The 24,727-nt window shown below is 47.5% G+C and carries 23 protein-coding genes; 19 read left to right on the top strand and 4 right to left on the bottom strand.

Annotated elements, in window-relative coordinates:
* Positions 1-90: 90 nt before the first annotated feature.
* From ACFS7Z_RS08015 to ACFS7Z_RS08005, 3 genes are all read right to left on the bottom strand, one after another.
* Positions 91-444 carry an ORC-CDC6 family AAA ATPase gene (locus ACFS7Z_RS08015; RefSeq protein ID WP_377483155.1) on the bottom strand — a complete coding sequence of 118 codons (354 nt, stop codon included), beginning with the start codon at positions 442-444 and terminating at the stop codon, positions 91-93.
* Entirely contained in the window at positions 437-1,123 is a 687-nt protein-coding gene (locus tag ACFS7Z_RS08010) for a hypothetical protein (protein WP_377483153.1), read from the bottom strand. The genes ACFS7Z_RS08015 and ACFS7Z_RS08010 overlap by 8 nt, the downstream gene beginning before the upstream one ends.
* Positions 1,124-1,252: 129 nt before the next feature.
* Positions 1,253-2,146, bottom strand: coding sequence for a class I SAM-dependent methyltransferase (locus ACFS7Z_RS08005; RefSeq protein WP_377483151.1), 894 nt, complete (start codon positions 2,144-2,146; stop codon positions 1,253-1,255).
* A gap of 107 nt (positions 2,147-2,253) precedes the next feature.
* Between ACFS7Z_RS08005 and dapF the strand changes: the two genes are divergently transcribed.
* The 19 genes from dapF (at position 2,254) to ACFS7Z_RS07910 (ending at position 23,648) form a co-directional block, all read left to right on the top strand.
* Positions 2,254-3,048, top strand: coding sequence for a diaminopimelate epimerase (gene dapF, locus ACFS7Z_RS08000; protein ID WP_377483148.1), 795 nt, complete (start codon positions 2,254-2,256; stop codon positions 3,046-3,048).
* 54 nt (positions 3,049-3,102) lie between these two features.
* Positions 3,103-3,594: a GNAT family N-acetyltransferase gene (locus ACFS7Z_RS07995; protein WP_377483145.1), complete on the top strand. Its 492-nt coding sequence runs from the start codon at positions 3,103-3,105 to the stop codon at positions 3,592-3,594.
* A gap of 26 nt (positions 3,595-3,620) precedes the next feature.
* On the top strand, positions 3,621-4,058 hold the full coding sequence (locus tag ACFS7Z_RS07990) for a GNAT family N-acetyltransferase (protein WP_377483143.1): 438 nt from the start codon (positions 3,621-3,623) through the stop codon (positions 4,056-4,058).
* A gap of 292 nt (positions 4,059-4,350) precedes the next feature.
* Entirely contained in the window at positions 4,351-7,731 is a 3,381-nt protein-coding gene (secA, locus tag ACFS7Z_RS07985; protein ID WP_377483141.1) for a preprotein translocase subunit SecA, read from the top strand.
* Between the two features lie 122 nt (positions 7,732-7,853).
* Entirely contained in the window at positions 7,854-8,516 is a 663-nt protein-coding gene (gene deoC / locus ACFS7Z_RS07980) for a deoxyribose-phosphate aldolase (RefSeq protein WP_377483139.1), read from the top strand.
* Complete coding sequence (locus ACFS7Z_RS07975; RefSeq protein WP_377483136.1) at positions 8,509-9,024, top strand: sporulation protein; 516 nt, start codon at positions 8,509-8,511, stop codon at positions 9,022-9,024. Before deoC ends, ACFS7Z_RS07975 begins: the two co-directional genes overlap by 8 nt.
* A 167-nt stretch (positions 9,025-9,191) precedes the next feature.
* The gene (locus ACFS7Z_RS07970) at positions 9,192-10,379 is read left to right on the top strand and encodes a M20 metallopeptidase family protein (protein ID WP_377483134.1); all 1,188 of its coding nucleotides are present in this window, start codon (positions 9,192-9,194) and stop codon (positions 10,377-10,379) included.
* A gap of 11 nt (positions 10,380-10,390) precedes the next feature.
* Positions 10,391-11,005 (top strand): hypothetical protein, encoded by a 615-nt coding sequence (locus ACFS7Z_RS07965; RefSeq protein WP_377483132.1) that lies wholly within the window; start codon positions 10,391-10,393, stop codon positions 11,003-11,005.
* The gene (locus tag ACFS7Z_RS07960) at positions 11,002-11,799 is read left to right on the top strand and encodes a DUF2490 domain-containing protein (RefSeq protein WP_377483130.1); all 798 of its coding nucleotides are present in this window, start codon (positions 11,002-11,004) and stop codon (positions 11,797-11,799) included. Before ACFS7Z_RS07965 ends, ACFS7Z_RS07960 begins: the two co-directional genes overlap by 4 nt.
* A gap of 155 nt (positions 11,800-11,954) precedes the next feature.
* Positions 11,955-12,491, top strand: a complete 537-nt coding sequence (locus ACFS7Z_RS07955; protein ID WP_377483127.1) for an Hsp20/alpha crystallin family protein — start codon at positions 11,955-11,957, stop codon at positions 12,489-12,491.
* Between the two features lie 166 nt (positions 12,492-12,657).
* The gene (locus ACFS7Z_RS07950) at positions 12,658-14,151 is read left to right on the top strand and encodes a Do family serine endopeptidase (protein WP_377483125.1); all 1,494 of its coding nucleotides are present in this window, start codon (positions 12,658-12,660) and stop codon (positions 14,149-14,151) included.
* 255 nt (positions 14,152-14,406) lie between these two features.
* The gene (gene amaB, locus ACFS7Z_RS07945) at positions 14,407-15,984 is read left to right on the top strand and encodes an L-piperidine-6-carboxylate dehydrogenase (RefSeq protein WP_377483122.1); all 1,578 of its coding nucleotides are present in this window, start codon (positions 14,407-14,409) and stop codon (positions 15,982-15,984) included.
* 939 nt (positions 15,985-16,923) lie between these two features.
* On the top strand, positions 16,924-17,481 hold the full coding sequence (locus ACFS7Z_RS07940) for an RNA polymerase sigma factor (RefSeq protein ID WP_377483120.1): 558 nt from the start codon (positions 16,924-16,926) through the stop codon (positions 17,479-17,481).
* Positions 17,482-17,509: 28 nt separating this feature from the next.
* On the top strand, positions 17,510-18,142 hold the full coding sequence (locus ACFS7Z_RS07935) for a hypothetical protein (protein ID WP_377483118.1): 633 nt from the start codon (positions 17,510-17,512) through the stop codon (positions 18,140-18,142).
* On the top strand, positions 18,135-19,346 hold the full coding sequence (locus ACFS7Z_RS07930) for a hypothetical protein (RefSeq protein WP_377483116.1): 1,212 nt from the start codon (positions 18,135-18,137) through the stop codon (positions 19,344-19,346). The genes ACFS7Z_RS07935 and ACFS7Z_RS07930 overlap by 8 nt, the downstream gene beginning before the upstream one ends.
* A gap of 132 nt (positions 19,347-19,478) precedes the next feature.
* Positions 19,479-19,919, top strand: a complete 441-nt coding sequence (locus tag ACFS7Z_RS07925) for a RidA family protein (RefSeq protein ID WP_377483114.1) — start codon at positions 19,479-19,481, stop codon at positions 19,917-19,919.
* A 21-nt stretch (positions 19,920-19,940) separates the two neighbouring features.
* On the top strand, positions 19,941-21,767 hold the full coding sequence (locus tag ACFS7Z_RS07920) for a MutS-related protein (protein WP_377483112.1): 1,827 nt from the start codon (positions 19,941-19,943) through the stop codon (positions 21,765-21,767).
* Positions 21,764-22,006 carry a hypothetical protein gene (locus tag ACFS7Z_RS07915; RefSeq protein WP_377483109.1) on the top strand — a complete coding sequence of 81 codons (243 nt, stop codon included), beginning with the start codon at positions 21,764-21,766 and terminating at the stop codon, positions 22,004-22,006. The genes ACFS7Z_RS07920 and ACFS7Z_RS07915 overlap by 4 nt, the downstream gene beginning before the upstream one ends.
* Before the next feature lie 235 nt (positions 22,007-22,241).
* Positions 22,242-23,648 (top strand): hypothetical protein, encoded by a 1,407-nt coding sequence (locus tag ACFS7Z_RS07910; protein ID WP_377483107.1) that lies wholly within the window; start codon positions 22,242-22,244, stop codon positions 23,646-23,648.
* A gap of 79 nt (positions 23,649-23,727) precedes the next feature.
* On the opposite strand, the gene tsf is transcribed toward ACFS7Z_RS07910, so the two are convergent.
* The gene (tsf, locus tag ACFS7Z_RS07905; RefSeq protein WP_377483105.1) at positions 23,728-24,564 is read right to left on the bottom strand and encodes a translation elongation factor Ts; all 837 of its coding nucleotides are present in this window, start codon (positions 24,562-24,564) and stop codon (positions 23,728-23,730) included.
* Positions 24,565-24,727 lie beyond the last annotated feature (163 nt).

Here is a 24,727-nt window from a genome sequence, read left to right as displayed (position 1 = left end):
TTTGACTACCTTCATACTGTGGCAGTAGGGGCAGTTTACCTGGATAGTTATCTCGCACATAACTTTCAACTAACACCCTTGCTGCCATACTTATTCCAACATCATACATTCTAGACCACAGCCTAATATTTTACCCATTGTCCATTGTAAAAATGGATCAATATTTCCAGTAACTATTGATATCCTTTCTATCCTAATGGATTCTTCAAAACTTACCCAAACCGGCAGAATAGAATTTTTGCCAAACTCACTCTGAGATTTAAGCATAGAAGCTTTCATGAGCATTGTTTTCCCAACGCCACGACTACCTTCTAATAAATATTGTTCAGAATCTAATAATCTAATTATTTTAGAGTTGTCCCTTTCAACAAAATATTTAGATATCAATCTATCATCTAAACTTTCAGTTCTGTCTAATATATAATTGCCTAATGAATCACTCATCTTTTAGTGTATTCGTTTTTTTAACAATATTCATAATGTTTGAATTTTCGAAATCATTAAATCTGAGAATATACATAATAAATAAAGCTCCTAAAGTATATTCTAGCATTGACATGAATTTGGAAAATTGAGATTGGTCGTACTTTATTTTCAACTCTTGCGCTCTCGTCAAGGTTAAATATCTTCCATGTACAACATCACAAAGTTTTGCGTATGTTTTATTGATATATGAACTACAAGAATCAAGTCCTCTTTCTTTAGTAATTATGTTTGAATAAAATGTTTTAATATAACTTGTTTTAAAGAAGTGATATTCATTTATTAATGTAGAAACATATTTATCCGCTTTATAATCGTGGTCTCTGTACAACAGATATTCTATTTTGTGATCAAAATAGAATATAGCACTACAAGAAATTTCTAAAATGTTTCTTAAACCAGAAACTGAAAGTCTATAGTGTCCTTGGAGAGATGTAGAGACAACAGAAATTACATCAGAAACAATTTCATTCATTAATGGCTCAAGTTCTGTGTCCTTTTCAATAATTTTCTCTTGAATATAAATTGTTGAATTTATAAGATTCAATATTTCTGTCAAATCATTTTTTTCTAATGATTCATCAAAAATATTGCTTTGAGCTTCAAAAATTTGGCTAAAGGTTATTTTAGTAAATGACATTTTAATTTTTTCTAAGTTGCTATGGGCCCAGCTTGTAAAGCTACATTATGAACTATATATAACGTAACTACAATGGCATAAAACTGTAGCTGGCCTAATAAAACTATATAAGAAACAGGGTATATTAAATTATTTCATAACAGAAGTAAACCTGAAAAACGTCCCCAGCGGTAATTTCCTGTTGCCGTCGTCGTGCAGGTATAGCTCGCCCAGTTCTTCGTTCTGCACCTGCACTCCAAAAGTCTCCCGCATCAGGTTATCCAGAATCATGGCGGAGAAACCGATGGAGTAGAGGTTAATGAGCAGGAAGTAATCGGTCTTGTCCAGCAGCTCCCGGCAGAGCTTTATCATTTCGTTCAGCTCATTTTCCAGTTGCCACTTTTCACCGTTCGGGCCGCGGCCATAGGAAGGCGGGTCCAGTATAATACCGTTGTAGGTGTTGCCGCGCTTCACCTCACGGCGGGCAAACTTCATAGCATCTTCTACCACCCAACGTACATTGTCGAGGTTGCTGGCCTCCATGTTGTCGCGGGCCCAAAAGTTAACCTGCTTCACTGAGTCGAGATGTGTGATGTCGGCACCGGCGGCTTTGGCGGCCAGCGAGGCAGCACCTGTATAAGCGAACATGTTTAGTACCCTGGGCGGCTTGGTCTGCAGCTTTCGGGTGGTATCGTAAATATACTTCCAGTTGCTGTCCTGCTCCGGAAACAAACCCACATGTTTGAAGGAGGATAGTCCAAGCCGGAAACGCAGTTTGAGGTCGTTGTAGTTGTAGTTGATGTACCACTGCTCGGGCATTCCTTTCTTCAGCTGCCACTGGCCCTTTTCGGTGCTGTTCTTGTCGCGGGTGAACACGGCATTGGCCATTCGCTGCCACTCCTGCTCGGAGAGGTGCTTGTCCCAAATGGCCTGAGGCTCAGGGCGCGCCACATAATATTGGCCAAAACGCTCCAGTTTCTCAAAATTTCCGGAATCTATTAATTCATAGTCATCCCAATTTTCTGTTGTAAGAAAGGAATACATATCTTTGTCGTTTATTTCTGGCTGTGTGCCGGTTGGGGGCAAAAGTACTCATTATCCCCCGAACCTTAAGAAGTGCACGCAGCCGCCTATTTTTTTGTTACAACGATATGGCAATAACCTTTTATAAGTACCAGGGCACGGGCAATGACTTCGTGATGGTCGATAATCGTAAACGTGCTTTCCCAACAGACGATGAGGCTTTGGTAAAGCAAATATGTGACAGACGCACGGGCGTAGGGGCAGATGGCTTGATTCTGTTGCAGGACCACCCTGAATATGATTTCGAGATGGTATACTACAACGCTGACGGCCGCCTGGGATCCATGTGCGGTAACGGCGCGCGCTGCACGGTGCGTTTTGCAAGACAACTGGGTGTGATAGAAGACGTGGCTTGCTTCCTGGCTGCCGATGGAGAGCATCAGGCCAGCGTAGAGCGCGACCTCATCCAGCTAAAAATGAATGATGTGAACAAGATAGAGCAGATAGGAGCAGACTTTTACCTGAATACCGGCTCTCCGCACTATGTATGCTTTGCAGACAACGTAAAGGACCTGGATGTATATGCAGAAGGCCGTGCCATCCGCTACAGCGACCGCTTTAAAGCAGAAGGCACGAACGTGAATTTTGTCGAACTGATTTCTGAAAATGAAATCTTTGTTCGCACGTATGAGCGCGGCGTGGAAGATGAAACCCTTTCGTGCGGAACAGGTGTAACGGCTTGTGCGCTGGTGGCAGGCCTGAGAGGTTTGCGTAGTCCTGTAGCTGTGAGAACCTTAGGAGGCGATCTGGAGGTTGCTTTCAAGCGGGATGGCGACAGCTTCAAACATATTAATTTAGTTGGGCCGGCGAAGCAGGTATTCACAGGCTCTGTGCCACTGCACCAGGCGCAACAACAACTATAATTCCTAATCCGGATCAGCGTGCTTCTACGTTCAGAAAAAACATACCTCAGAGCTTTGGAGCCCACTGATCTGGATTTTTTATACACCCTCGAAAACGATACTTCTGTCTGGCATATAGGCAATACCCTCACACCCTACTCCAGGTTTGTGCTGAAAGCATACCTCGATAATGCCACCCTCGATATATATACAGTAAAACAACTGCGGCTGGTGATATGCAACCAGGAGGACGCGGCCATCGGGGCGATCGACCTTTTTGACTATGACCCCCTGCACAGAAGGGCGGGTGTGGGTATTGTGGTAATGGGTTCCTATAGGGGAAACGGACATGCTGGGGAGGCACTTCAGCTGTTGCTGGACTATTGCGGAAACGCCTTGCTGCTACACCAGTTGTACTGCACCGTGACGGCCACTAACCTGGCAAGCATCAATCTCTTCCAGAAAGCGGGATTCGAAAGAATCGGTATCCGAAAAGACTGGCTGCAAACACCTGATGGCTGGCAGGATGTGATGGAGTTTCAGAAGGTGCTTCAAGAAGAAGTGTAGGCCTGTAAAGTAAGTGTTTCTGCGTGATGATTTACCGGAGAGCAACAGTAGCCGATATAGAGGAAATGTTCAGGGTTCGGATGGCCGTACACGAAAACAGGCTGTCTGACCCTTCGCTGGTTACCCACGCCACATGCAGTGAAATGCTGCTGGAAAAAGGAGCCGGCTGGGTATGCGAAGTGGAGGGCGAAGTAGTCGGCTTTTCGATTGTTGACCTGACACGATCTAATATATGGGCACTTTTTGTTGACCCTTTGTTTGAGAAGAAAGGGATTGGAAGGCAGTTGCATGACCTGATGGTATCCTGGAGTTTTGCTAACGGGCAACCCAGGTTATGGCTGTCTACTGACCCCGGCACACGAGCCGAAGCCTTTTACAGAAAAGCAGGTTGGGTGGAGACGGGTACAGAGCAGAACGGCGAAATCAGGTTTGAGTTAAGCAGCGATAATTTTAGACCGCACTAGCTATTCCGGAGGTCGCGCAATAGTATAGGAGGAAGAATCGGCAGCAGGAAACAATTAGGAGTTAAAAACGAACTTCTGCCACATTGCCACACGTTACATATTATGGCATAGCTTCTTATGCAGCCGGTATAAACATTTGAAAATCTATATACTGTAGCGGTAAATTTGGCAGATAAGCGGAGCAACTGTTATTCTGGTACTGTTTTAGTGCAAGACACAAAGAATGTCGGAAAAACAGCTTATTTTTGACGATATTCAGAATAAAGGATTTAATTAAAGAAGATACATACACATGCTTGATTTTTTCGGTAAAACCGTTGCGAAACTTTTCGGGACCAAATCCGACAGAGATATTAAAGAGGTTGTACCCTACGTATCAAAAGTAAACGAAGAATACCTGAAGCTTACTGATATCACGGATGACCAGCTTCGCCAGAGGACGGTGGAGATTAAGGGCATCATTGATGAGCGCCTTAAGCCTATAGATGATAAAATTGCTGCGCTGCACAAGCGCATAGTCGACGAGCCGGAACTGAACATCGTTCAGAAAGAGAACATCTTTTCTGAAATTGATGAACTGGAGAAAGAACGCAACAAAGAACTGGAGGTAGTGCTGCTGGAAGTACTGCCAGCTGGTTTTGCCGTTGTAAAGGAAACAGCCCGCCGCTGGAAAGAGAACGGACAGATAGTAGTTACGGCGAATGATAAGGACCGCGAACTGGCTGCCCGCAAACCAAACGTAGTGATAGATGGCGATAAGGCCATCTGGGCGAATAAGTGGTTAGCCGCAGGCAGCGAAGTAACCTGGGACATGCTGCACTACGATGTTCAGCTGATTGGTGGCGTGGTGCTGCACCAGGGAAAAATTGCCGAGATGGCGACCGGTGAAGGTAAAACCTTAGTGGCTACCTTGCCTGCCTACCTGAATGCACTCGCGAAGCGTGGTGTGCACGTGGTAACGGTAAACGACTACCTTGCCAAGCGTGACTCTGAGTGGATGGCGCCATTGTTTGAGTTCCATGGCCTGAGCATCGACTGCATTGATAAGCACCAACCAAACTCTGAGGCCCGCCGCAATGCCTACAGAGCAGATATCACCTACGGTACAAACAACGAATTCGGCTTCGACTACCTGCGCGACAACATGTCCAGGGAGCCGCAGGACCTGGTACAGCGCAAGCACCACTACGCCATGGTCGATGAGGTGGACTCCGTATTGATTGACGATGCCCGTACCCCACTGATTATTTCCGGTCCGGTGCCGCGTGGCGATGAGCATGAGTTTTACCAGTTGAAGCCACGCATTGCCTTGCTGGTAGATGCGCAGCGTAAAATCGTGAATAATTACCTGACAGAGGCGAAGCGCATGATCAAAGAAGGCAACACACAGGACGGTGGTCTGTCCCTGTTCCGTGCCTACCGTGGTCTGCCTAAGAGCAAGCCGCTGATTAAGTACCTGAGCGAAACAGGTAACCGTGCCATACTTCAGAAAACGGAGAATTTCTACCTGCAGGACAACTCCCGCCAGATGCCGGAGGCCGATGAGCCGCTCTACTTCACCATCGACGAAAAGCACAACCAGATTGAACTGACCGAGAAAGGCATCGACCTGATTACCGGACAGGGCGAAGATCCGAACCTGTTCATCCTGCCGGACATCGGTACGGAAATCGCGAACATCGAGAACGACAAGTCGCTATCTGAGGAAGACCAGTTGCACGCGAAAGAAAAGCTGATAGCTGACTATCAGGATAAAACAAAGCGCGTGCACACTATTAACCAGTTGCTGAAGGCGTATACCCTGTTCGAGAAAGACACAGAGTATATTGTAACAGCAGACCACAAGGTGAAAATTGTGGATGAGCAGACAGGTCGTGTAATGGAAGGCCGCCGCTATTCTGACGGCCTGCACCAGGCCATTGAGGCGAAAGAGAATGTGAAGGTAGAGGATGCCACACAGACCTACGCCACTGTTACGCTGCAAAACTACTTCCGAATGTACCACAAACTGGCTGGTATGACCGGTACTGCCGAAACAGAAGCAGGCGAGTTCTGGGACATTTATAAACTGGATGTAGTGGTTATTCCGACTAACCGCCCGATACAGCGAAAAGACGAGCATGACAAGGTGTATAAAACCGTTCGTGAAAAGTATAATGCCGTTGCCGACGAAATCGTAGAGCTAACTGAGAAAGGCCGTCCGGTGCTGGTAGGTACTACTTCAGTGGAAATATCAGAGCTCCTGAGCCGCATGCTGAAGCTGCGCAACATCAGGCACCAGGTACTGAACGCTAAAATGCACCAGAAAGAGGCGGAAATTGTAGCCGAGGCTGGTAAGCCAGGTACGGTAACAATCGCTACGAACATGGCCGGTCGTGGTACTGACATTAAACTGGCCCCGGAGTCGAAAGCTGCCGGTGGTCTGGCCATTGTAGGTACAGAGCGCCACGAATCCCGCCGCGTAGACCGCCAGTTGCGTGGTCGTGCCGGCCGCCAGGGAGACCCGGGTTCTTCGCAGTTTTTTGTGAGCTTAGAAGATAACCTGATGCGTCTGTTCGGATCTGACCGCATTGCCCGCCTGATGGACCGCATGGGTCTGGAAGAAGGCGAGGTAATTCAGCACTCTATGATCACGAACTCTATTGAGCGTGCGCAGAAGAAGGTAGAGGAAAACAACTTCGGGCAGCGCAAGCGCCTGCTGGAGTACGATGACGTGATGAACGCACAGCGGGAGGTGGTGTACAAGCGCCGCCGCAATGCCCTGTACGGAGAGCGCCTGGAGCTGGATATCTGGAACATGATCTACGATATCAGCGAAGACGTGGTGGTGAGCTATAAGAACATCAACGACTACGAGAACTTCCAGCTGCACATTATTCGTGTATTTGGTATAGATACTCAGATTACAGAAGACGATTTCAAGTCGGTTCCGGCCAACCAACTGGCAGAGCGCCTTTACAACCAGGCCCTGAACCATTACCTGCAGCGTAACAAGCAGACAGGTGAGCAGGCTTACCCGATCATTTCAGATATCCACCAGAACCGTGGGCCGATGATCGAAAACGTAGCGGTGCCGTTCACAGATGGCAAACGCCAACTGGCTGCCGTGGCAAACCTGACCAAAGCGTATGAGACGCATGGCCTGGAGCTTATTCGTGCCATGGAGAAGATAATCACGCTGGGCACGATTGACCAGGCCTGGACAGAGCACCTGCGCCAGATGGATGACCTGAAACAAAGTGTGCAGAACGCGGTGTACGAGCAGAAAGACCCGCTGTTGATTTACAAGTTCGAGTCGTTTGAGCTGTTTAAGCGCATGATCGGAAAAGTGAATGAGCAGACAGTTCAATTCCTGTTTCATGCGTATATACCAGTGCAGGCACCACAGCAGGTACAGCAGCCTGTAAGGCCGCCGATGGCACCTAAACCGCCTGTGTTGCATGAGCAGAAGCAGGAAGTGCATTCTTCACTGGAGGATCAGCAAGGCCGCACAACAGCCCCGCCAGCTCCGGAACCAGAAAGGATTATGCCTGCGCACTCTCAGAAGGTAGCCGGCCGAAACGATCGCGTAAGCGTGCAGTACAGCGATGGGCGCGTGCTGAAGGACGTGAAGTTTAAGAATGTGGAGGAAGATCTGCTGAACAACCGCTGCATGCTGATTGACGAAAAATAGGCCTCGTTCTCTTCCTGGTGGAGAGAATGAGACGCATTAACTCATTATAAATACCAAAAAGCAAAAGGGCATAAGGGAGGGGCATCCATCCACTTATGTCCTTTATCTTTTAAACAGAACTTATGGAAGCAGACGAACTGGCCGGCTATATCGATCATACCCAGCTTCGGCCTGATGCAACTGCCGGCGAGATAGTGCAGCTGTGCAACGAGGCCCGTAACTATGGCTTTGCCGCTGTTTGTGTGGCCCCTTGTTACGTAACTTTGGCCAGGGAGAACCTTGGCCCCGGCACGCTGGTGAAGGTGGCGACAGTGGTTGGTTTTCCGCTGGGCTACCAGCACGAAAAGGTAAAGCTGCTGGAAATGCACCAGGCCATTGAGGACGGTGCAGATGAGATAGACGTGGTGATGAACATCTCCGCATTTAAATCTGGAAAGTATGCAGCCGTGGAAAAGGAGCTAAGTGAACTGGCCCAGTTTTGCCACCTGAAGCATGCGAAGCTGAAGGTTATTCTGGAAACAGCCCTGTTATCTCCGGAGGAAATAGAGAAAGCATGTGAAATCTGCGTTGCCGCAGAGGTAGATTTCGTAAAAACCTCTACAGGCTTTGCCTCGCGTGGAGCATCTGTGGAGGATGTGAAACTCATGCGACGGGTGTTGCCGAAGCAGGTTAAAATTAAAGCATCAGGAGGCATCAAAACATTTGCCGATGCCGAAGCGTTTATCAAGGCTGGCGCCGACAGGTTAGGCTGTTCTGCCAGCGTTAAAATAGTTACCCATGAATAGAATTCTTAGCCTTTTCCTTATAATGGCGTTGTTTATTTCATCAGCATGTTCTTCTTCGTCGGCAAGGGCCACGGGAGATACTGGTAAGGAAACTGCCAGGGCGAAAGTAGCAGAAGACCTGAGTCAGTACCGGCCCAGGTACCCGGTAGAGGATGCCGCAGGAGCTGTAGCGCGTGTAGAACCTACCCACCACGTAAACCAAAAGGTGGCTGTGCTGATGGATACGGTGGCAAGCGTGAACAAGAATATCAAGTATGCGCAGGGCTATCGTATTTTAGCCTATAATGGCTCTGAGCGGCAGACGGTCATGAACCTGCGGAAGTCCATCATCGCACGGGTGCCGGAAGAGAAGGATTACCTGACTTACCAGCAGCCAAACTTCCGCCTGAAGGTAGGGGACTTCTTCAGCCGGGTGGAGGCACAGCAAGTGCTCAACCAATTGTCTGACCTTATCCCGAACGCACAGATAGTGCAGGAACAGATAAACATCAATAAGACGTATAGATAGGTTGGACTACAGCCGTTAAACAAAAAAACATACTTTTTACAGAAGCGTTGCGGCCTGATATAGTCGCAGCGCTTTTTGATTTTTGATACCGTAGCAGTTACTTGCTGATACGTAAAACATAACACCGGAGTAGCATTGCAGCTCATTCCCGCTTAACCTGTTGATTGATGAGTATAGTAGATAAAGTAAAAGAACTGGCACAAGCTTACGCCCCCGACACCGTGCAGGTGCGTCGTCATATCCATGCTAACCCAGAGCTGTCGTTTGAAGAGCACCAGACCGCTGCTTACGTGAAGCAGGTGCTGGAGAGTTATGGCCTGCAACCCACTGCCATGGCTGAAACAGGTGTGGTGGCTTTGATAGAAGGTAAGAACCCAGGGATAAGAACCGTTGCCCTGCGCGCGGACATGGATGCCCTACCTATAGTAGAGGCAAACGACGTGGCCTATAAATCCAGGAATGAAGGAGTGATGCACGCGTGTGGCCATGATGTGCATACAGCTTCATTGCTGGGCGCTGCCCGCATCCTGCAGGAGCTGCGGGAGGAGTTCGAAGGCACAGTCAAGCTTATCTTTCAGCCGGGCGAGGAGAAATTTCCGGGTGGGGCTTCCATTATGATAAAAGAGGGGGTGCTGCAGAATCCGGCCCCTGAGAAAATAGTAGGACAGCACGTGTTCCCGATGCTGCCGGCAGGTAAAGTAGGTTTCCGCTCCGGTATGTACATGGCCAGTGCCGATGAAATCTACATCACCGTGAAAGGCAAAGGTGGCCACGCGGCCATGCCCGAGCAGAACGTGGACACGGTGCTGATAGCCTCCCATCTTATTGTGGCGCTGCAGCAGATTGTGAGCCGCCATGCCAGCCCGAAAGTGCCCTCTGTTCTCTCCTTTGGTAAGGTGGAGGCAAAGGGAGCCACCAACGTAATTCCGGACGAGGTGAAGATAGAAGGCACCTTCCGGACAATGAACGAAGTATGGCGGAAAGAGGCGCACAAGCGCATCAAAAAACTGGCAGAGGGCCTCTGCGAGAGCATGGGCGGCAGCTGCTACATCGATATCAAGAATGGCTATCCTTTCCTGCAAAACGACCCGGAGCTAACAGAGAGAGCACGCGCTGCTGCCGAAGCCTACCTGGGCGCAGACAATGTAGTAGACCTGGACCTGTGGATGGGGGCAGAGGATTTTGCCTACTACTCCCAGGAGGTGCCAGCCTGCTTTTATCGCCTCGGCACCCGAAACGAGGAACGCGGCATTGTATCCGGTGTGCACACGCCGACTTTTGATATAGATGAAACTGCTCTTGAAGCTGGTATCGGACTAATGGCCTATGTGGCACTTCAGGAACTGAACGTTTAAAATAACGGCGCATGGAGAAAGCCAGAATCTTAAAGTTCAATTTGTCAGCAGGTCTGTTCGACAGAAAGCGGACACTGCGGCTTGCTCCTGGCTATTTAGAATATGAGGCGAAGTACCTGGAACCGGGCCAGCTGACAAGAATTGACAAGGAGGCTATTCTGGACATCAAGTTCAATATGAACTGGATTATCTGGTACCGTTTTTACGTTGGCTGCGACTTCAGGATAGATGTAAAAACGAGAGAAAACGGTATCTTTAGAATCAAGTTCGTCTCTTACTTCGACAAAAATACTGCCTATATCAGAGCTTACAACAAAATAGTAAACTGGATGTGGGAGCACTACCTGCGCAGCATCATCGATACTTACCTCCAGGACTTCTACCAGGCACATGAACTGGAGCTGAGAAATTTCAGGATAACGGATGAGGGCGTTTACTTTATCAACAAAGACCACCTGGCTTACTGGGAGGAAGTGGGCGTAAAGGAATATGAGGACTATTTTGCTATCTTCAACCAGGGCTATCCGGAGCTGAACGAGAGGGTTCCGTTTGATGAATGGGAGAGCGAGATTCTGCTTGGTGTGGTGGAGGCGTTGAAGGAAAAGAAATTTAACGAAAATAAATGAAAAAACTGTACCCATTCCTGCTGCTGTTCCTGTTGCCCCTCTTTACTCATGCTCAGGACAGAGTAACAGCCCCTACTGCCATCTGGCCAGAATTGCAGCTAAGCTATGGTGTTGGCGAAGACGGATTGTTGTTCTTCCGGAACCAGTACCGTATCAATACAGATGGCCGCTACAACGACCTTCGGGAGGCGGGGCCACTAAGCGCCTTTGAGCGGGTAGAAGTTGTACTAGGTTATGAGCATACCCTTACTGACCATTGGCGTGGTGGGGTCATCCTTCGTTATGCCGCCGAAGATTATCCTCAGACAATGTTTGGTTCCTTATTCCTGCGCCACAACGGAAACATCAAAGGCTTGTACTTTAACAAACAGGTGATGGCGGAGTATGTGAAGCAGGAAAACCTAGAGGGGTATGGCCGTTTTCGCTTGGCTGCCGAGTTAGGAAAACGGCTTCCGTTCAGGAGTAAGTTTATCACCCCAAGCATTTCCTATGAGGCGATGCTACTCTCAGGCCTTGGCAAAAAAGAAGACGTAACCACGGAAGAACGCGGTATAGACCGAACACGGCTGCTATTTAATGTAACATACGAGTTTTCTGATAAGTTGCGCCTTACGCCATACTTCATGCGCCAGGTAAACTACTATTATGCACTGGTGTCGCCGGTTTATGACGAGGAGGAAAACCTGATAGAAGAAGGCTATACTACAAAGCGTAACCGCATCTCCCCGGTTGTAGGGCTGGAACTGAAGTATACCATAAACAAAGCCACGAACACTGCCAGTATTACTTACTAGCTCTCTGTTAACTGCTAATTAGTCAGTTGTTTAGCAATATCTATTTCGTTAATAATGACATTATTTCATGATTCATCAGGATAATGCGGTTGGTATAGTTTTTACTGTAGCATAGTTGTAAATGTAATTTCAAACAAACTTAAACGCATACAACTATGGCACTGAACAGATACAATGGCATGCAGGAGAGTATGCCGAATTCATTTAGTTCGATGTTAGACAGATTCTTTAACGAGTCTGTGAACACAAGAAATTTCTCAGACTTTACACCGCATGTAGATGCTTGCGAAACAGAAAAAGGTTTTGAGCTACAACTCGCGCTACCAGGGGTAAAATCGGAGGATATCGCAATTGATTTTCAGGAAGGCAGATTAACCATTACTGGTGAGCGTAAACTGGAGAGAAAAGAAGACGGCAGACGCTACCACATGCTGGAGACTCAGTATGGCTCCTTCAGCAGAACCTTTTACCTGCCAGACAAAGTAAACCCAGACAAGATTACCGCCAACTTCGAGGACGGCATACTGATGGTTAACGTACCGAAGGATGAGCATAAAACGATGAAGCGACAGATTAATATCAGTTCCGCTTCCGGCAAGGACAAGAACAAAAGCAGAGCAGTAGAAGAAAACGCCACAACTGCCTCCGAAAACGGCAAGACTGAAAAAAGCAAATCATCTAAGACAGCCTGATAAACGCAGGATATAGAAAAGGGAGGCCAACACTTTGGCCTCCTTTTTGTTATCTTTAAGATGTAGAAAGATAACGATCACATTGTGTATATACTACCGTATACTATAGTAACGTTAACTATCCGTAATATAGGCTCAATCGAATATAAAGACTAAAACTAATTACATGAAGACAAGACAGTTTATCCTTGGCGTTGCACTTTCAGCTGTACTGGGTGGTAGTGTAGCGGTAGGTAGCTACAAGCTGTTAGAAGATGGGAGCATTGTTTCAATCGAGCAGCAACAGCAGATTCCTACCGTCCGCTATACCAGCGATATGCGGAGCAGTAACACAATAGTGCCGGAAGGCCTTAATTTTATAAAGGCAGCACAGGTATCTACACCAGCCGTGGTACACGTGAAGACGGAGTATAGCGGCAGGGGTTCCACAGCGCGTGGCAACAGCCCGATGGACCCGTTCCTGCGCGAGTTCTTCGGCGATGGCTTTGGTGAGCGTGCACCGCGTGGCCCACAGGAGGGCTCCGGTTCAGGTGTTATCATTGCCTCTAACGGTTACATTGTAACCAACAACCACGTAATCGATAGAGCTGATAAGATAGAAGTGGTGATGGACGATAAGCGCAGTATGACTGCGACACTTGTTGGTGCTGACCCTACTACTGATATTGCCTTGCTGAAGGTAGATGCAGATAAACTTCCTACTGTGCGTTATGGAAATTCTGATGATTTGCAGATCGGAGAATGGGTACTTGCCGTTGGTAATCCCATGAACCTGACTTCTACTGTTACAGCAGGTATCGTGAGTGCAAAAGGTCGTAACATTGATATCCTGCGCAGAGGGAACGAAATGGCCATTGAGTCTTTTATTCAGACAGATGCTGCCGTTAACCCAGGTAACTCTGGTGGTGCCCTCGTAAACCTGAACGGTGACCTGGTAGGCATTAACACAGCAATTGCATCCCAGACAGGTTCTTTTGCCGGTTATTCTTTTGCCGTGCCTTCTGCCATTGTGAGCAAGGTAGTAGACGACCTGCTGAAGTATGGCGAAGTGCAGCGGGCGTTGCTGGGTGCTAACATACAAGAGATTGATGCTGCCCTGGCAAAAGAGAAAGACCTGAAAACACTTAATGGCGTTTACATTGCCCGCGTTACAGAGAACAGTGGTGCAAAAGAAGCCGGTTTACAGATAGGAGACGTGATAATTGCTATTAACGGAGCCAGAGTAGCCAAATCTTCTCAACTGCTGGAGCAAATTGCCCGTTATCGCCCTGGCGATAAAGTGAAGGTAGATTACCTGCGTGCTGGTAAAGAGAAAACTGCTAACGTTACGCTGAAAAACTTGGATAATAGCACTGAGTTGGTAAAACGCAGCAATGCAGAGCCTATTGAATTTGATGGTGCTACCTTTGAGCCGGTAAGCAGACAGGAGCTGAGCAAGCTTGGTATTACGGGTGGTGCCAAAATTACAGACGTAAACGACAGTAAGTTCCGTGATACAGGTATGAAAGATGGCTTCATCATCACTAAAATCGACAGATACCAGGTAAAAGAGCCAGCTGATGTGGAAAGACACCTGAAGAACGTAGACAGTGGTGTGGTATACATTGAAGGGGTGTACCCGGATGGCCTGAGGGCTTACTACCCAATCGGAAAAGAATAAACATAAACCAGCGATACCTACAGAAAGCTTCTGCAACCTTGCAGAAGCTTTTTTATTTTTTAGCTTTGTATAGGAGCATGCTTCGTATAAACCTTAGACTGGCAGGTGTTCTCCTCTCAAGGCCGATGCAGCTGTTACCCGGGCAATCGTGCTCTGAATGAAAGTTTGCCTTGTCAGAACCGGAAGATCCTCATATTGCCTTCAGAAGACTGGCAGGCGCATAAATCCCTTTCCATACATAGACAAATAAAACACATGAAACAGACAATCGACCAACTTCCGCTGAATGCTGAGATAGCAGACGTACTCCAGCAACTTGGTATAAAAGATAGCAACCCCGCCTATAGCACCGGCCTTTCCTGGGGCGGACAAGACGGCCGCACTACCCGCAGCATCCATTCTCCGGCCGATGGCAACCTGATTGCTTCCGTACAAATGGCAACACCTGAAGACTACGACAAAGTAGTGCAGGCTGCGCAGGAGGCCTTTAAAGTATGGCGCAAAGTGCCCGCTCCAAAACGAGGCGAGGTGGTGCGCCAGATTGGAAACAAGCTGCGTGAGCACAAAGAGGCATTGGGCAAACTGGTGAGCTACGAGATGGGCAAAATTTTACAGGAGGGCCTGGGCGAGGTGCAGGAGATGATCGATATCTGTGACTTTGCTGTAGGGCTGTCGCGGCAGCTGCACGGCTTTACCATGCATTCGGAGCGGCCGGAGCACCGCATGTATGAGCAGTACCACCCGTTGGGTGTGGTGGGCATTATCTCTGCTTTTAACTTTCCGGTAGCCGTCTGGAGCTGGAACACCATGCTGGCCGTTGTATGCGGAGACGTTACTATCTGGAAGCCTTCTGAAAAAACACCACTGACTGCCATCGCTTGTCAGCACATTATCCGGGAAGCTTTAATGGAGAATGAGATACCGGAAGGTGTTTTCAACCTCATCATCGGGGATGCGGAGATTGGCAGCCTGATGAGCCACGACAAGCGCATAGGGCTAGTCTCTGCGACAGGCTCCACACGTATGGGTAAAAAAGTAGGAGAGGCCGTAGGAGCTCGTTTAGGTAAATCCTTGCTGGAGTTAGGTGGTAACAACGCCATTATTCTGACTGAAAACGCAGACTTGAAGATGGCGATGAATGCCATCGTATTTGGTGCTGTAGGCACCTGTGGCCAGCGCTGTACCTCTACCCGCCGCCTCATTATACACGAAAGCCGCTATGAGCAGGTAAAAGAGCACCTGCTGAAAATATACCCCAACTTACCTATCGGCCACCCACTGGACAGCACCACACTGGTCGGGCCGCTCATTGATAAAGATGCTGTTACTGCTTTTACAGAGGCATTGGAGAAAGTACAGCAGGAGGGAGGCACCTTGCTGACAGGAGGTGAGGTACTGAGTGGAGAAGGATACGAAACGGGTACTTATGTGAAGCCTGCCATTGTTGAGGCTGAAAACCATTTTGAGATGGTGCAGGAAGAAACGTTTGCGCCCATCCTTTACCTGATCAAGTACAGTGGCGATGTAGAAAATGCCATTGAGATTCAGAATGGTGTAAGGCAAGGCTTATCATCGGCTATTTTCTCTACCAACCTGTTAGAGACAGAAACCTTTTTGGGCCACTGGGGCTCCGACTGCGGTATCGCCAACGTAAACATCGGTACATCCGGTGCTGAAATCGGCGGTGCCTTTGGCGGTGAGAAAGAAACAGGCGGCGGCCGCGAGTCTGGCTCCGATGCTTGGAAAGTATACATGCGCCGCCAGACCAATACCATCAACTATGGCCGTGAGCTACCATTGGCACAGGGCATACAGTTTAAGGTGATGGATTAATTTAATGCTGCGCAAAAGTCCCTGCGAGACGACCTGTTCATAGTATGTTGGTTCATTAGCTTTTAGCTCCAGAGGAGCAACCTGTTTGCAGTACGTTTACATGTCGCTCCTCTGGAGCTAAAACAGTGTAAGGTTTAACGTTTCAATCAACAGGCCTGCCCGCAACGACTAAAGATTCATTACTTCACACTAAAAGCGTGGATAAAGCCTGTTTGTGCAATAGGCTGAAAGAATTTCACTTGAATTACTCCACTTAATGCAAGCATCAGGAGCCGTTACACACCCCTTATACAAATTGAGGCATAAAAGAGCCAGCTATGTTCCCATAGCTGGCTCTTTCTGTTTCTGCATCTCCAATAATTAACAGCTTTAGCATGAGTTATCCACAATTGTGCATATACTACATGTGGATATGTGGAAAAAGAAAAGTCACGTTAGCGTTTAAACGGCTGTATAGGCAGCATATTGGCACTTCAAAATATATAGAAACAATATTCAGGTGTTTAACTTCAAGAAGATGAGATACATGCGTTCATTTCGTGTTATACACATGTGGTTGTGGATAATGTGGAAAAGTGACTAACAGTACAAGAGCTTTCCAGCTAAATCCTTTCTATTCTGCGTGTATTCAGCAGGCGGTCTTCATATAGAATGTCAGTTACAAGACATTTTTAGCTCCGGAAGGGTGAAAAACAAATGCATCATCAGCAGGTTGCTCCTCTCAGGTTTGGGCTTATCTCCAAGTATAAGTTTACCAGCAAACGGCCCCGCAGGAACTGCTGTTTGACATCAGCAAAAATTCTTTAAATTATTTTGCAACTTGATGCAACCTCGTGCAAACGACTTTGTCTTTAGTGCAGAAGTAGGAAGGAGAAGGATGAAGGAATAAGAGTCGTAAAAGGCGCAGCAACTAAATTGCAAACGCTAAAACATAAAACTTTGGAGAAACTCAGTTATCAGGACGTAAATCACCAGGTGATTGATCGCTGCAAGAGCGGCGATAACAGAGCACAGTATGAGCTGTATAAGCTCTACTCCAAGGCTATGTTCAACGTGAGCATGCGCATAACAAACGACTATGCAGAGGCGGAGGATGTGTTGCAGGAAGCTTTTGTGAGTGCCTTTAAAAACCTCCACGCCTACAAAGCCGAAGCTTCATTCGGGAGCTGGCTCAAAAAAATAGTGGTGAACGCCTCCATCAACGCCATCCGGAAGCGGCGCGCAGAGCTGGTGCCTATGGATGAGCGTGTAGTGAGTGAGGTGCCTGATGAAGTGCAGGAAGATGACTCTGACTGGCAGGTGGCAAAGGTGCGGCGCGCGATACAGCAGCTACCGGACGGTTACCGGGTAGTGCTGAGCTTATACCTGCTCGAGGGCTTTGACCATGCTGAGATTGGCGAGATATTGGGAGTAACAGAATCTACCTCCAAATCGCAGTATAGCCGGGCCAGAAAGAAATTACTAGAGATAATGAAAGAGCCGCAGTATGCGGCCTAAACAGACAATATGATAAGAACTTTACACCATGGAAGATAAACTGAAAAAGTTTGTAGATGAGCATCGGGATGAGTTCGATGTGTTCGAGCCACGAACGGAACTGTGGCAGAGCATCTGCGAAGAGCTACCCGAGAAACGCAAGGAAGCGAAGGTGATCAGCATCAAATTTGGCGACAGCGCCAGCTTCAGCGCCAACTCTATGTTTATGCGGGTGGCAGCAGCCATTCTGCTGCTAGTGGGCTGTGGTGTTACCCTGTTCCTGATGAAGCAGCAGGCGCCGGAGACCGGCAATACAATAGCAGCCACCACGGTTCCCGCTCTGAATAACATTGCCCCTGAACTGGCCGAGGTGGAAGCCTATTATGTGAGCCAGATCAAGGAAAAGAAAAGCAAGCTGAGCGAGTATGACCTGAAGGTGCTGGGGCTGGATGAACAGCAGGTGATAGACAATGAGCTGGCCCGCCTCGACAGCAGCTATGTTCAGCTTAAAAAGCAACTATACACGACTCCAAATACAGATGAGATAGTTGGTGCCCTAATCCAGAACCTGCAGATACGGATCCGGGTGCTCAACCGACAACTGGAAGTACTCCAGCGGTTAGAAGGAATGAATGAACAACCCGACTTAGAACCCCAAAAAGATGATACCACAAATGTATAAACTTCTACGCTTATCGCTGGTGCTTGCACTGGCGCCCGCTCTGGCCATGTCACAAGGCAAAAACCAGGGTCCTTGTGCTGATGCTACAATAGACCTTTCCGGCCTGAGCGCCCTCTCAGAAATAAAGCTGACAAAACTGGAAGGCCTGGAGAGCCTGAAAGAACTGAAAACTTTAACTGCGCTCGAAGGCCTTGAAAGCCTCGGTTTACTGGAAGGTCTTGAAGATATGGAAGCACTGGAAGGGCTTGATGAGCTTGAAGAACTGATGGAGCAGACTACTCCCGCCCAGACAGGTGAACAGACGGCAGAAGCGGCTGCTTATGATGTGGAAAAGCGCAAGACTATTGACAAGACGTACAAAGTCAATAAGTCAGACATGCTGAACATACAGAATAAGTTTGGCAAAGTTCACATTAACACCTGGAACAAAAATGAGGTGCACGTGAAGGTCGAAATTATAGCCCGTGCCGGTTCTGAAAGCAAGGCCCAGGAAGTGCTCGACAATATTAAAGTAATGGAGAGTCGTGAGGGAAATACGATATCCTTCAGAACCAGCATCGAACCCATGCGCGTTTCAGGTAACACTAACAAGGGATTTGAAATCAATTATACCGTCAGCATGCCGGAAGAAAACGCTCTGACAGTGAAAAACAGTTTTGGAGATGTATACCTGGCAGCCCTTAAAGGCAAGGCCAACATCAATGTGAAATACGGCTCACTTAAATGTGACAGGCTGAGCAACTCAGGAAACACCGTGACCCTGGCTTACGGCTCTGGCTCCTGCGGCTACTTTAACGGAGGAAACATGGATGTGTCCTACGGGAACATGAATGTGGAAGGAGCGAACGGCCTACAGGGTTCTTCTAAGTTCAGCGACTTTAAACTTGGAAGCCTGGGTGAGACGATGGAGATGGATGTGAAGTATGGCTCTTTTGCCGTGAACAACATCAGTAAAAACATCAAGAGAATTAACCTCTCCAGCGGCTTTACACCCATCAGCCTGACTTTTGAGCCTAATACGGCCTTTAATTTTGATGTGAATGTGCAATTCGGAGACTTCAAGTATGATAAGTCTGCTGTCAACATCACCTCTTTAGAAAAAGGCCATACTTCAGCAGAGTACAGGGGCGCATTCGGAGGCGCATCTCCGAAAGGGCTGGTAAGTGTTTCCTCGAAATACGGCGATGTGAAATTCATGAAGTAAGCTGTTTTAAAACAACCGGAGATATTGTTTGTAACTAAGTTTGTTTAAGGTGATAAAGGAGCTGGCAGCATGTCAGCTCTTTTGCTTTTGGCCGAGGGAGGAGATAATCCATCATTCTTTTTATCTTTGAGTATGGCGAGTAATCCAGAGCACCTTCATTCATCGAAAGCACCTGAGCCCGTTGGCTTATACCCGCATGCACGGCGCGTGGGCAACCTGCTGTTTTTATCGGGTGTTGGCCCACGCGAAAAGGGCACCAGCCAGATACCGGGCGTAGAACTGGATGAGGAAGGAAACATTGCACGGTATGATATTGCAGCGCAGTGTCATGCTGTGTTTCGGAATGTGCGGTACATTCTGGAAGACGCTGGTTCCGGTTGGGCAAACTTAGTTGACGTTACGGTGTTCCTGACGAACATGAAGGACGATTTCCAAACCTATAACCGCATTTACGCCGAATACTTTAAAGACAACCAACCCTGCCGGACGACGGTGGAGGTAAACAAGCTGCCTACTCCCATCGCTATTGAGCTGAAGTGCATAGCAACCATTGGTGCACCGGAGCAGGTATAGGCAGCGTAAAACAGAAATTTTGTGATCGAAAAAAGAGAAGAACTATATACATCCCGTGCCAGGGCATTTGCCGCGGAAGAGGAAAAGGCTGCATCCAAATCAACACTGGTTTCATGGCTTCGGGTAGCGGTATTTTTAGCAGGCGTCGCTTTAGCCTGGTACTTTTTCAGTAACAACAACATGGCGGAGGGTGCTATCACTGTGCTGCTGTTCTATGCCCTGTTTATCGTCGTGTTGCGCTGGCATAGCCGCCTCGACTTTAAGCACCAGCAACTGATGCTACTGCGGCGGGTGAACGAGCAGGAGGTAGAGCGGCTGCAAGGCAAGCTGAGAAATTTTGACGGAGGCGACACCTTCATCAACGCCCAGCATCCCTATACCTCCGACCTGGATATTTTCGGGCAGAATTCCCTTTTTCAGTTGATGAACCGCTCTGTTACCAGCATTGGCAAAAGCAGGCTGGCGAGTTGGTTCCGCAATGCCGCTGCTCCGGCAGAGGTACTAAAACGGCAGGAGGCAGTAGCAGAACTGGCCCAGCCAGAGAAGCTAGACTGGCTGCAGGCTTTGCTGGCCCTGCCCATGCACTACAAGCACGACCAGGGGCCGGCGGATACCTTCATGGAATGGTTTTCCGGCAAGTCTTTTTACAGGCAGCATCCCTGGGTAAAAGTGCTGCTGTTTGTGCTCCCGCCTTTAACGCTGGCTGCTGCTGTTGCCTGGTTCTACGGGTACAGTGGTTGGATTGCAGTGGCTCTTCTACTGGTACAGTTCTGGCTGGCGTATAAATTCAGGGTAGAGCGCGATGAGTACTATGAGAAGAGCATTGGCATTTACGAAGCCATGCGGAGCTACACCAGGCAGTTACAGCATATAGAAGAGCATCCGTTTTCCACTGCCAAACTACAGCAACTGCGGCAGGGCTTGCAGCAGTCCGGCACTACTGCCTCCGCAAGCCTGCACAAACTGGCCAACATCATCGACTATTTCTCCTGGCGCCTCAGCACCCTGATGGCTTTTTTCCTGAACAACCTTCTGATGTGGGATTTTTTCTGGATGTACAGGTTGGAGAACTGGCGGGACAAATTTCTGCCGCAGCTAAAGGAGTCATTGGATATACTGGCAGAAACAGAGGCGCTGGCAAGTATAGCAGCCTTCCAGCATGCGCATCCTGGTTACGCAGTGCCGAGGTTTAGCCAGCAGCAGTTTGAGTTCAGAGCAGCTGCTTTAGCGCATCCATTGATTTTCTCCGTAAAGCCTGTCGCGAATGATTTTGAGATGCAGGGTGCCGGCAATACCATGGTGATTACCGGCTCTAACATGTCCGGGAAGACGACTTTCCTCCGTACAGTAGGCATCAATATGGTGATGGCCCTGATGGGAGCTCCTGCCTGTGCTGAACGCATGCTGGTTGCTCCGGCTCAGGTGTACACTGCCATGCGCACAGCAGATAACCTGGCTGAAAATACTTCCTCTTTTTATGCAGAGTTAAAGCGCCTGCGTATGCTGCTGGAACTAACGGAGCAGGGCCAACCGGTTTTCTATCTGCTGGATGAGATTCTGAAAGGCACCAACTCCCGCGACCGCCACCTTGGCGCCATGTCGCTGATCCGGCAGCTGCACCACCGCAATGCCTCCGGCCTTATCTCTACCCACGATTTAGAGTTGGGAGCCATGGAGGAGGAACTGCCGGGAAGCGTGCAGAACTACAGCTTCAACAGCGACATTATAGGCGACGAAATAAGGTTTGACTATAAATTAACCCCAGGCATCTGCCGTAGCTTTAATGCCAGTAAGCTCATGCAACTGATGGGCATCGATATCGAGAACAACAAGCAAGCACATATATGAGAACAGTAGCTGATATACCAAACCCAAACATGAAGGTCACGCTGATGGCCTGGAACGGGAAATACCTGATAAAGCTGGAAAAAGGAGACTTCGAGCAGACTTATAAAATTAGCGAAATGGACGTAATGGGCGACGAAGGCGCCAAAGCACTTCTGGACGAACAGTTCCTAGAAGCAGCTATGAACCGCTTTTCGGATATGCGGGATGCCTTTGTGTCTACTGTAAGGCGGAACGGGTAGAAAGTTATATTCTTTAACAGCCGTCTCTGCTTCTTCAGCTCTAAAATATTATAAAAACAGCTTGCTGAGACTACTGTTGGATCCGATAAGGTTAATTAGATAAATTATATAATTTTAATTTTATATTTTCATTTGTTCTGCTACATTTAGCTGACGCTAATTAGCACTATGTGATTGCTGTATAGGCGCTGCATGAAGGAAAAAGGCTTGAGCTTTATCTAAATATAATCACCCTATGAAAATAGCAAATTACATTTGTCATTCTGTATCCATGTATGCCCTTGCTCTTCTGAGTTTCGGCTGTTTAAAACACGAGAAAGACATTCCTGAGCCTGAAATCAGTGTTATTTCTGAAGAAACAACAGGTGTGGCGCCTACCATTGTCAGCAATATTCAAGAAACCTACTACCCAATGGATTATGCTGAAGGGCAGGAAAGGTTCGATTGGGAAACACTAGAATACTTACCATCTCCTCCGGGTAGTGATCTTATTCCCATGCCATGGAGCGACAAAGTAAATAGACAATTTAGCGATGACATACGCTATGATTATAAAAAGGCTGATGGTTGGGAATTATACCAAAGCACCTTTACAACAAAGTTCTTATTAGCCCATAAATCATTCAGTCTGTATAATAAATACAGGGGTGTTCTGAGGTACTATTATTATATAGGTATAGGTACAGGTACAGAGAAGTTTCGCGATTACAAGATCCTGCAAAACTGTGTGGCTTCTTCAGAAGGATCCCCTCTGCTGAACTTTACAAGCCAGTACATCATCGACATAGATCAAAACGCAACTTATTCTTATAGCTTCGAGCCCCAGGCTTTCAATGATCCGGCGTGGTACGCTGTTGAGTATGAGCTGGCGTTTGACAAGAGTATTTATAGCAAGGATGCAAGCTTCCAGATGGGTGTATTCTTTACAATGACAAAGAAAAACTCCCTTACCATCAATGGGAAGGGACTAAATGAGCTAAATGCAAAAGTGCGCGTTTTTGGTGTTGATAAATCATTTGAAAATTTAACTTCAGTTGATGCATGTTATATCGTATATGGTGACAGGGATTTCAATGAAATAGCAAGCACAAACATCAATTATCTTAATAGATTAGATGACAAGCACATCCTGAGCGGCGTACTGTCTAAACCAGCAGCAATGCACGTAAAATGGAGTGCAAAATTAGATTTACAATTACCATCTAACGGAATCGGACTGACAAATGAATCCTTCTATGTCAGCGGTTCTAACCTTTCAAGCATACAGGGCAAAGCTCCATTTTATGAAAAGGCGTTAGGGGTGTTTTATTTAGACAAGAAGCCTTTGTACGCTAAATCAGAAAGTACTGAAAAGGGCCATCCTTACGTGTATACACTTGATGTAAGCTCGGTGGAATACCTGTTTAACCCTTCGGTGCTGGAGATTGCTGAAATACAGAATCTGAAACAGGAATTAGTAGCCACAGAACAAGAGGCGCTTATGAAGGACAACAACCTGGCAAATTTGTATGCAGGGCAAATATTAAAATCAAGTAAGCCGCTGCATGTACAAGGTGTGCGGGTAAGCTTCGACGTTGTTCCTAAAAATGGAGGAGGTAAGGTACATATGATAAAGACCTTCAGGGCTGGTTTGAAAAGCTGAGTTAGAATAGAGTATATGTCATCAGGCATAAAAAAAGCCCGCTGTAAGGCGGGCTTTTCTGTTATAGTTTTGGTTATAATTAACCGATAGCTACACGCTTGAACTCTGTTACAGTCATGCCTTTGTTGGTTTTGTCAAGCAACTGAGCGATAGAAAGAGAAGAGTCTTTCACGAACTCCTGGTTCAGCAACGTGTTTTCTTTGTAGAACTTGTTCAGTTTACCCTGGGCAATTTTCTCCAGCATGGCTTCCGGCTTGCCTTCGGCGCGCGCCTGCTCTTTACCAACTTCTATTTCACGCTGTACAGTAGCGGCATCTACGCCATCTTTGTCAACCGCAATTGGCTTCATGGCAGCAATCTGCATCGCTACGTCTTTACCAACCTCAGTTACTTCCTCTTTGCCGCCAGTGTTTGTTAAGCCTACCAGCACACCCAGTTTACCGTTAGAGTGGTCGTAAGAAACTACTTTCTCAGCAGAAACAGTCTCGTAAGAAACAACATCGATTTTCTCACCGATTTTACCCATCAGGTCTGTGATGTGGTCCTGCAGCGGACGGCCATCAGCCTGAGGAGTTGCCAGAAGCTCTTCTTTTGTAGCTGCTTTTGTAGAAACAGCAACTTCCAGCACCTGCTTCGCAAGCTTGCGGAAATCTTCTACTTTAGATACCGGCTCTGTTTCGCAGGCAACTGCTACTACTGTACCTATCTTGCCGTCTTCGCTTACCTGTGTCAGGACCATGCCTTCAGAAGTAGCGTTGTCCGCACGCTTGTTCGCAATTTTCTGTCCTTGCTTACGCAGTATATCTTTAGCTGCCTCAAAGTCGCCGTTAGCTTCTGTAAGCGCCTTCTTGCAATCCATCATACCTGCTCCGGTTTCCTGACGGAGTCTGTTAACATCTTGTGCTGTAATAGCCATGTTTTTCTATAATTTAAAAATTAGAAATTAGAAATTTATATGGGGTAAAAGAGCCGTGTTATTTGCGTGGCTGTTGACTAAAGTCTAGTATCCAGCGTCAAAAATCTAATGTCTTTTTCCTCAAACCCCTAAAACAAACTGAACATTGAAGCAGCTGGGCTCA

Origin of the sequence: Pontibacter toksunensis (assembly GCF_042686245.1) — a bacterium.
Lineage (GTDB): Bacteria > Bacteroidota > Bacteroidia > Cytophagales > Hymenobacteraceae > Pontibacter > Pontibacter toksunensis.
Note: the sequence above shows the minus strand (reverse complement) of the source record. Positions and strands in the feature narration are given on the sequence as shown.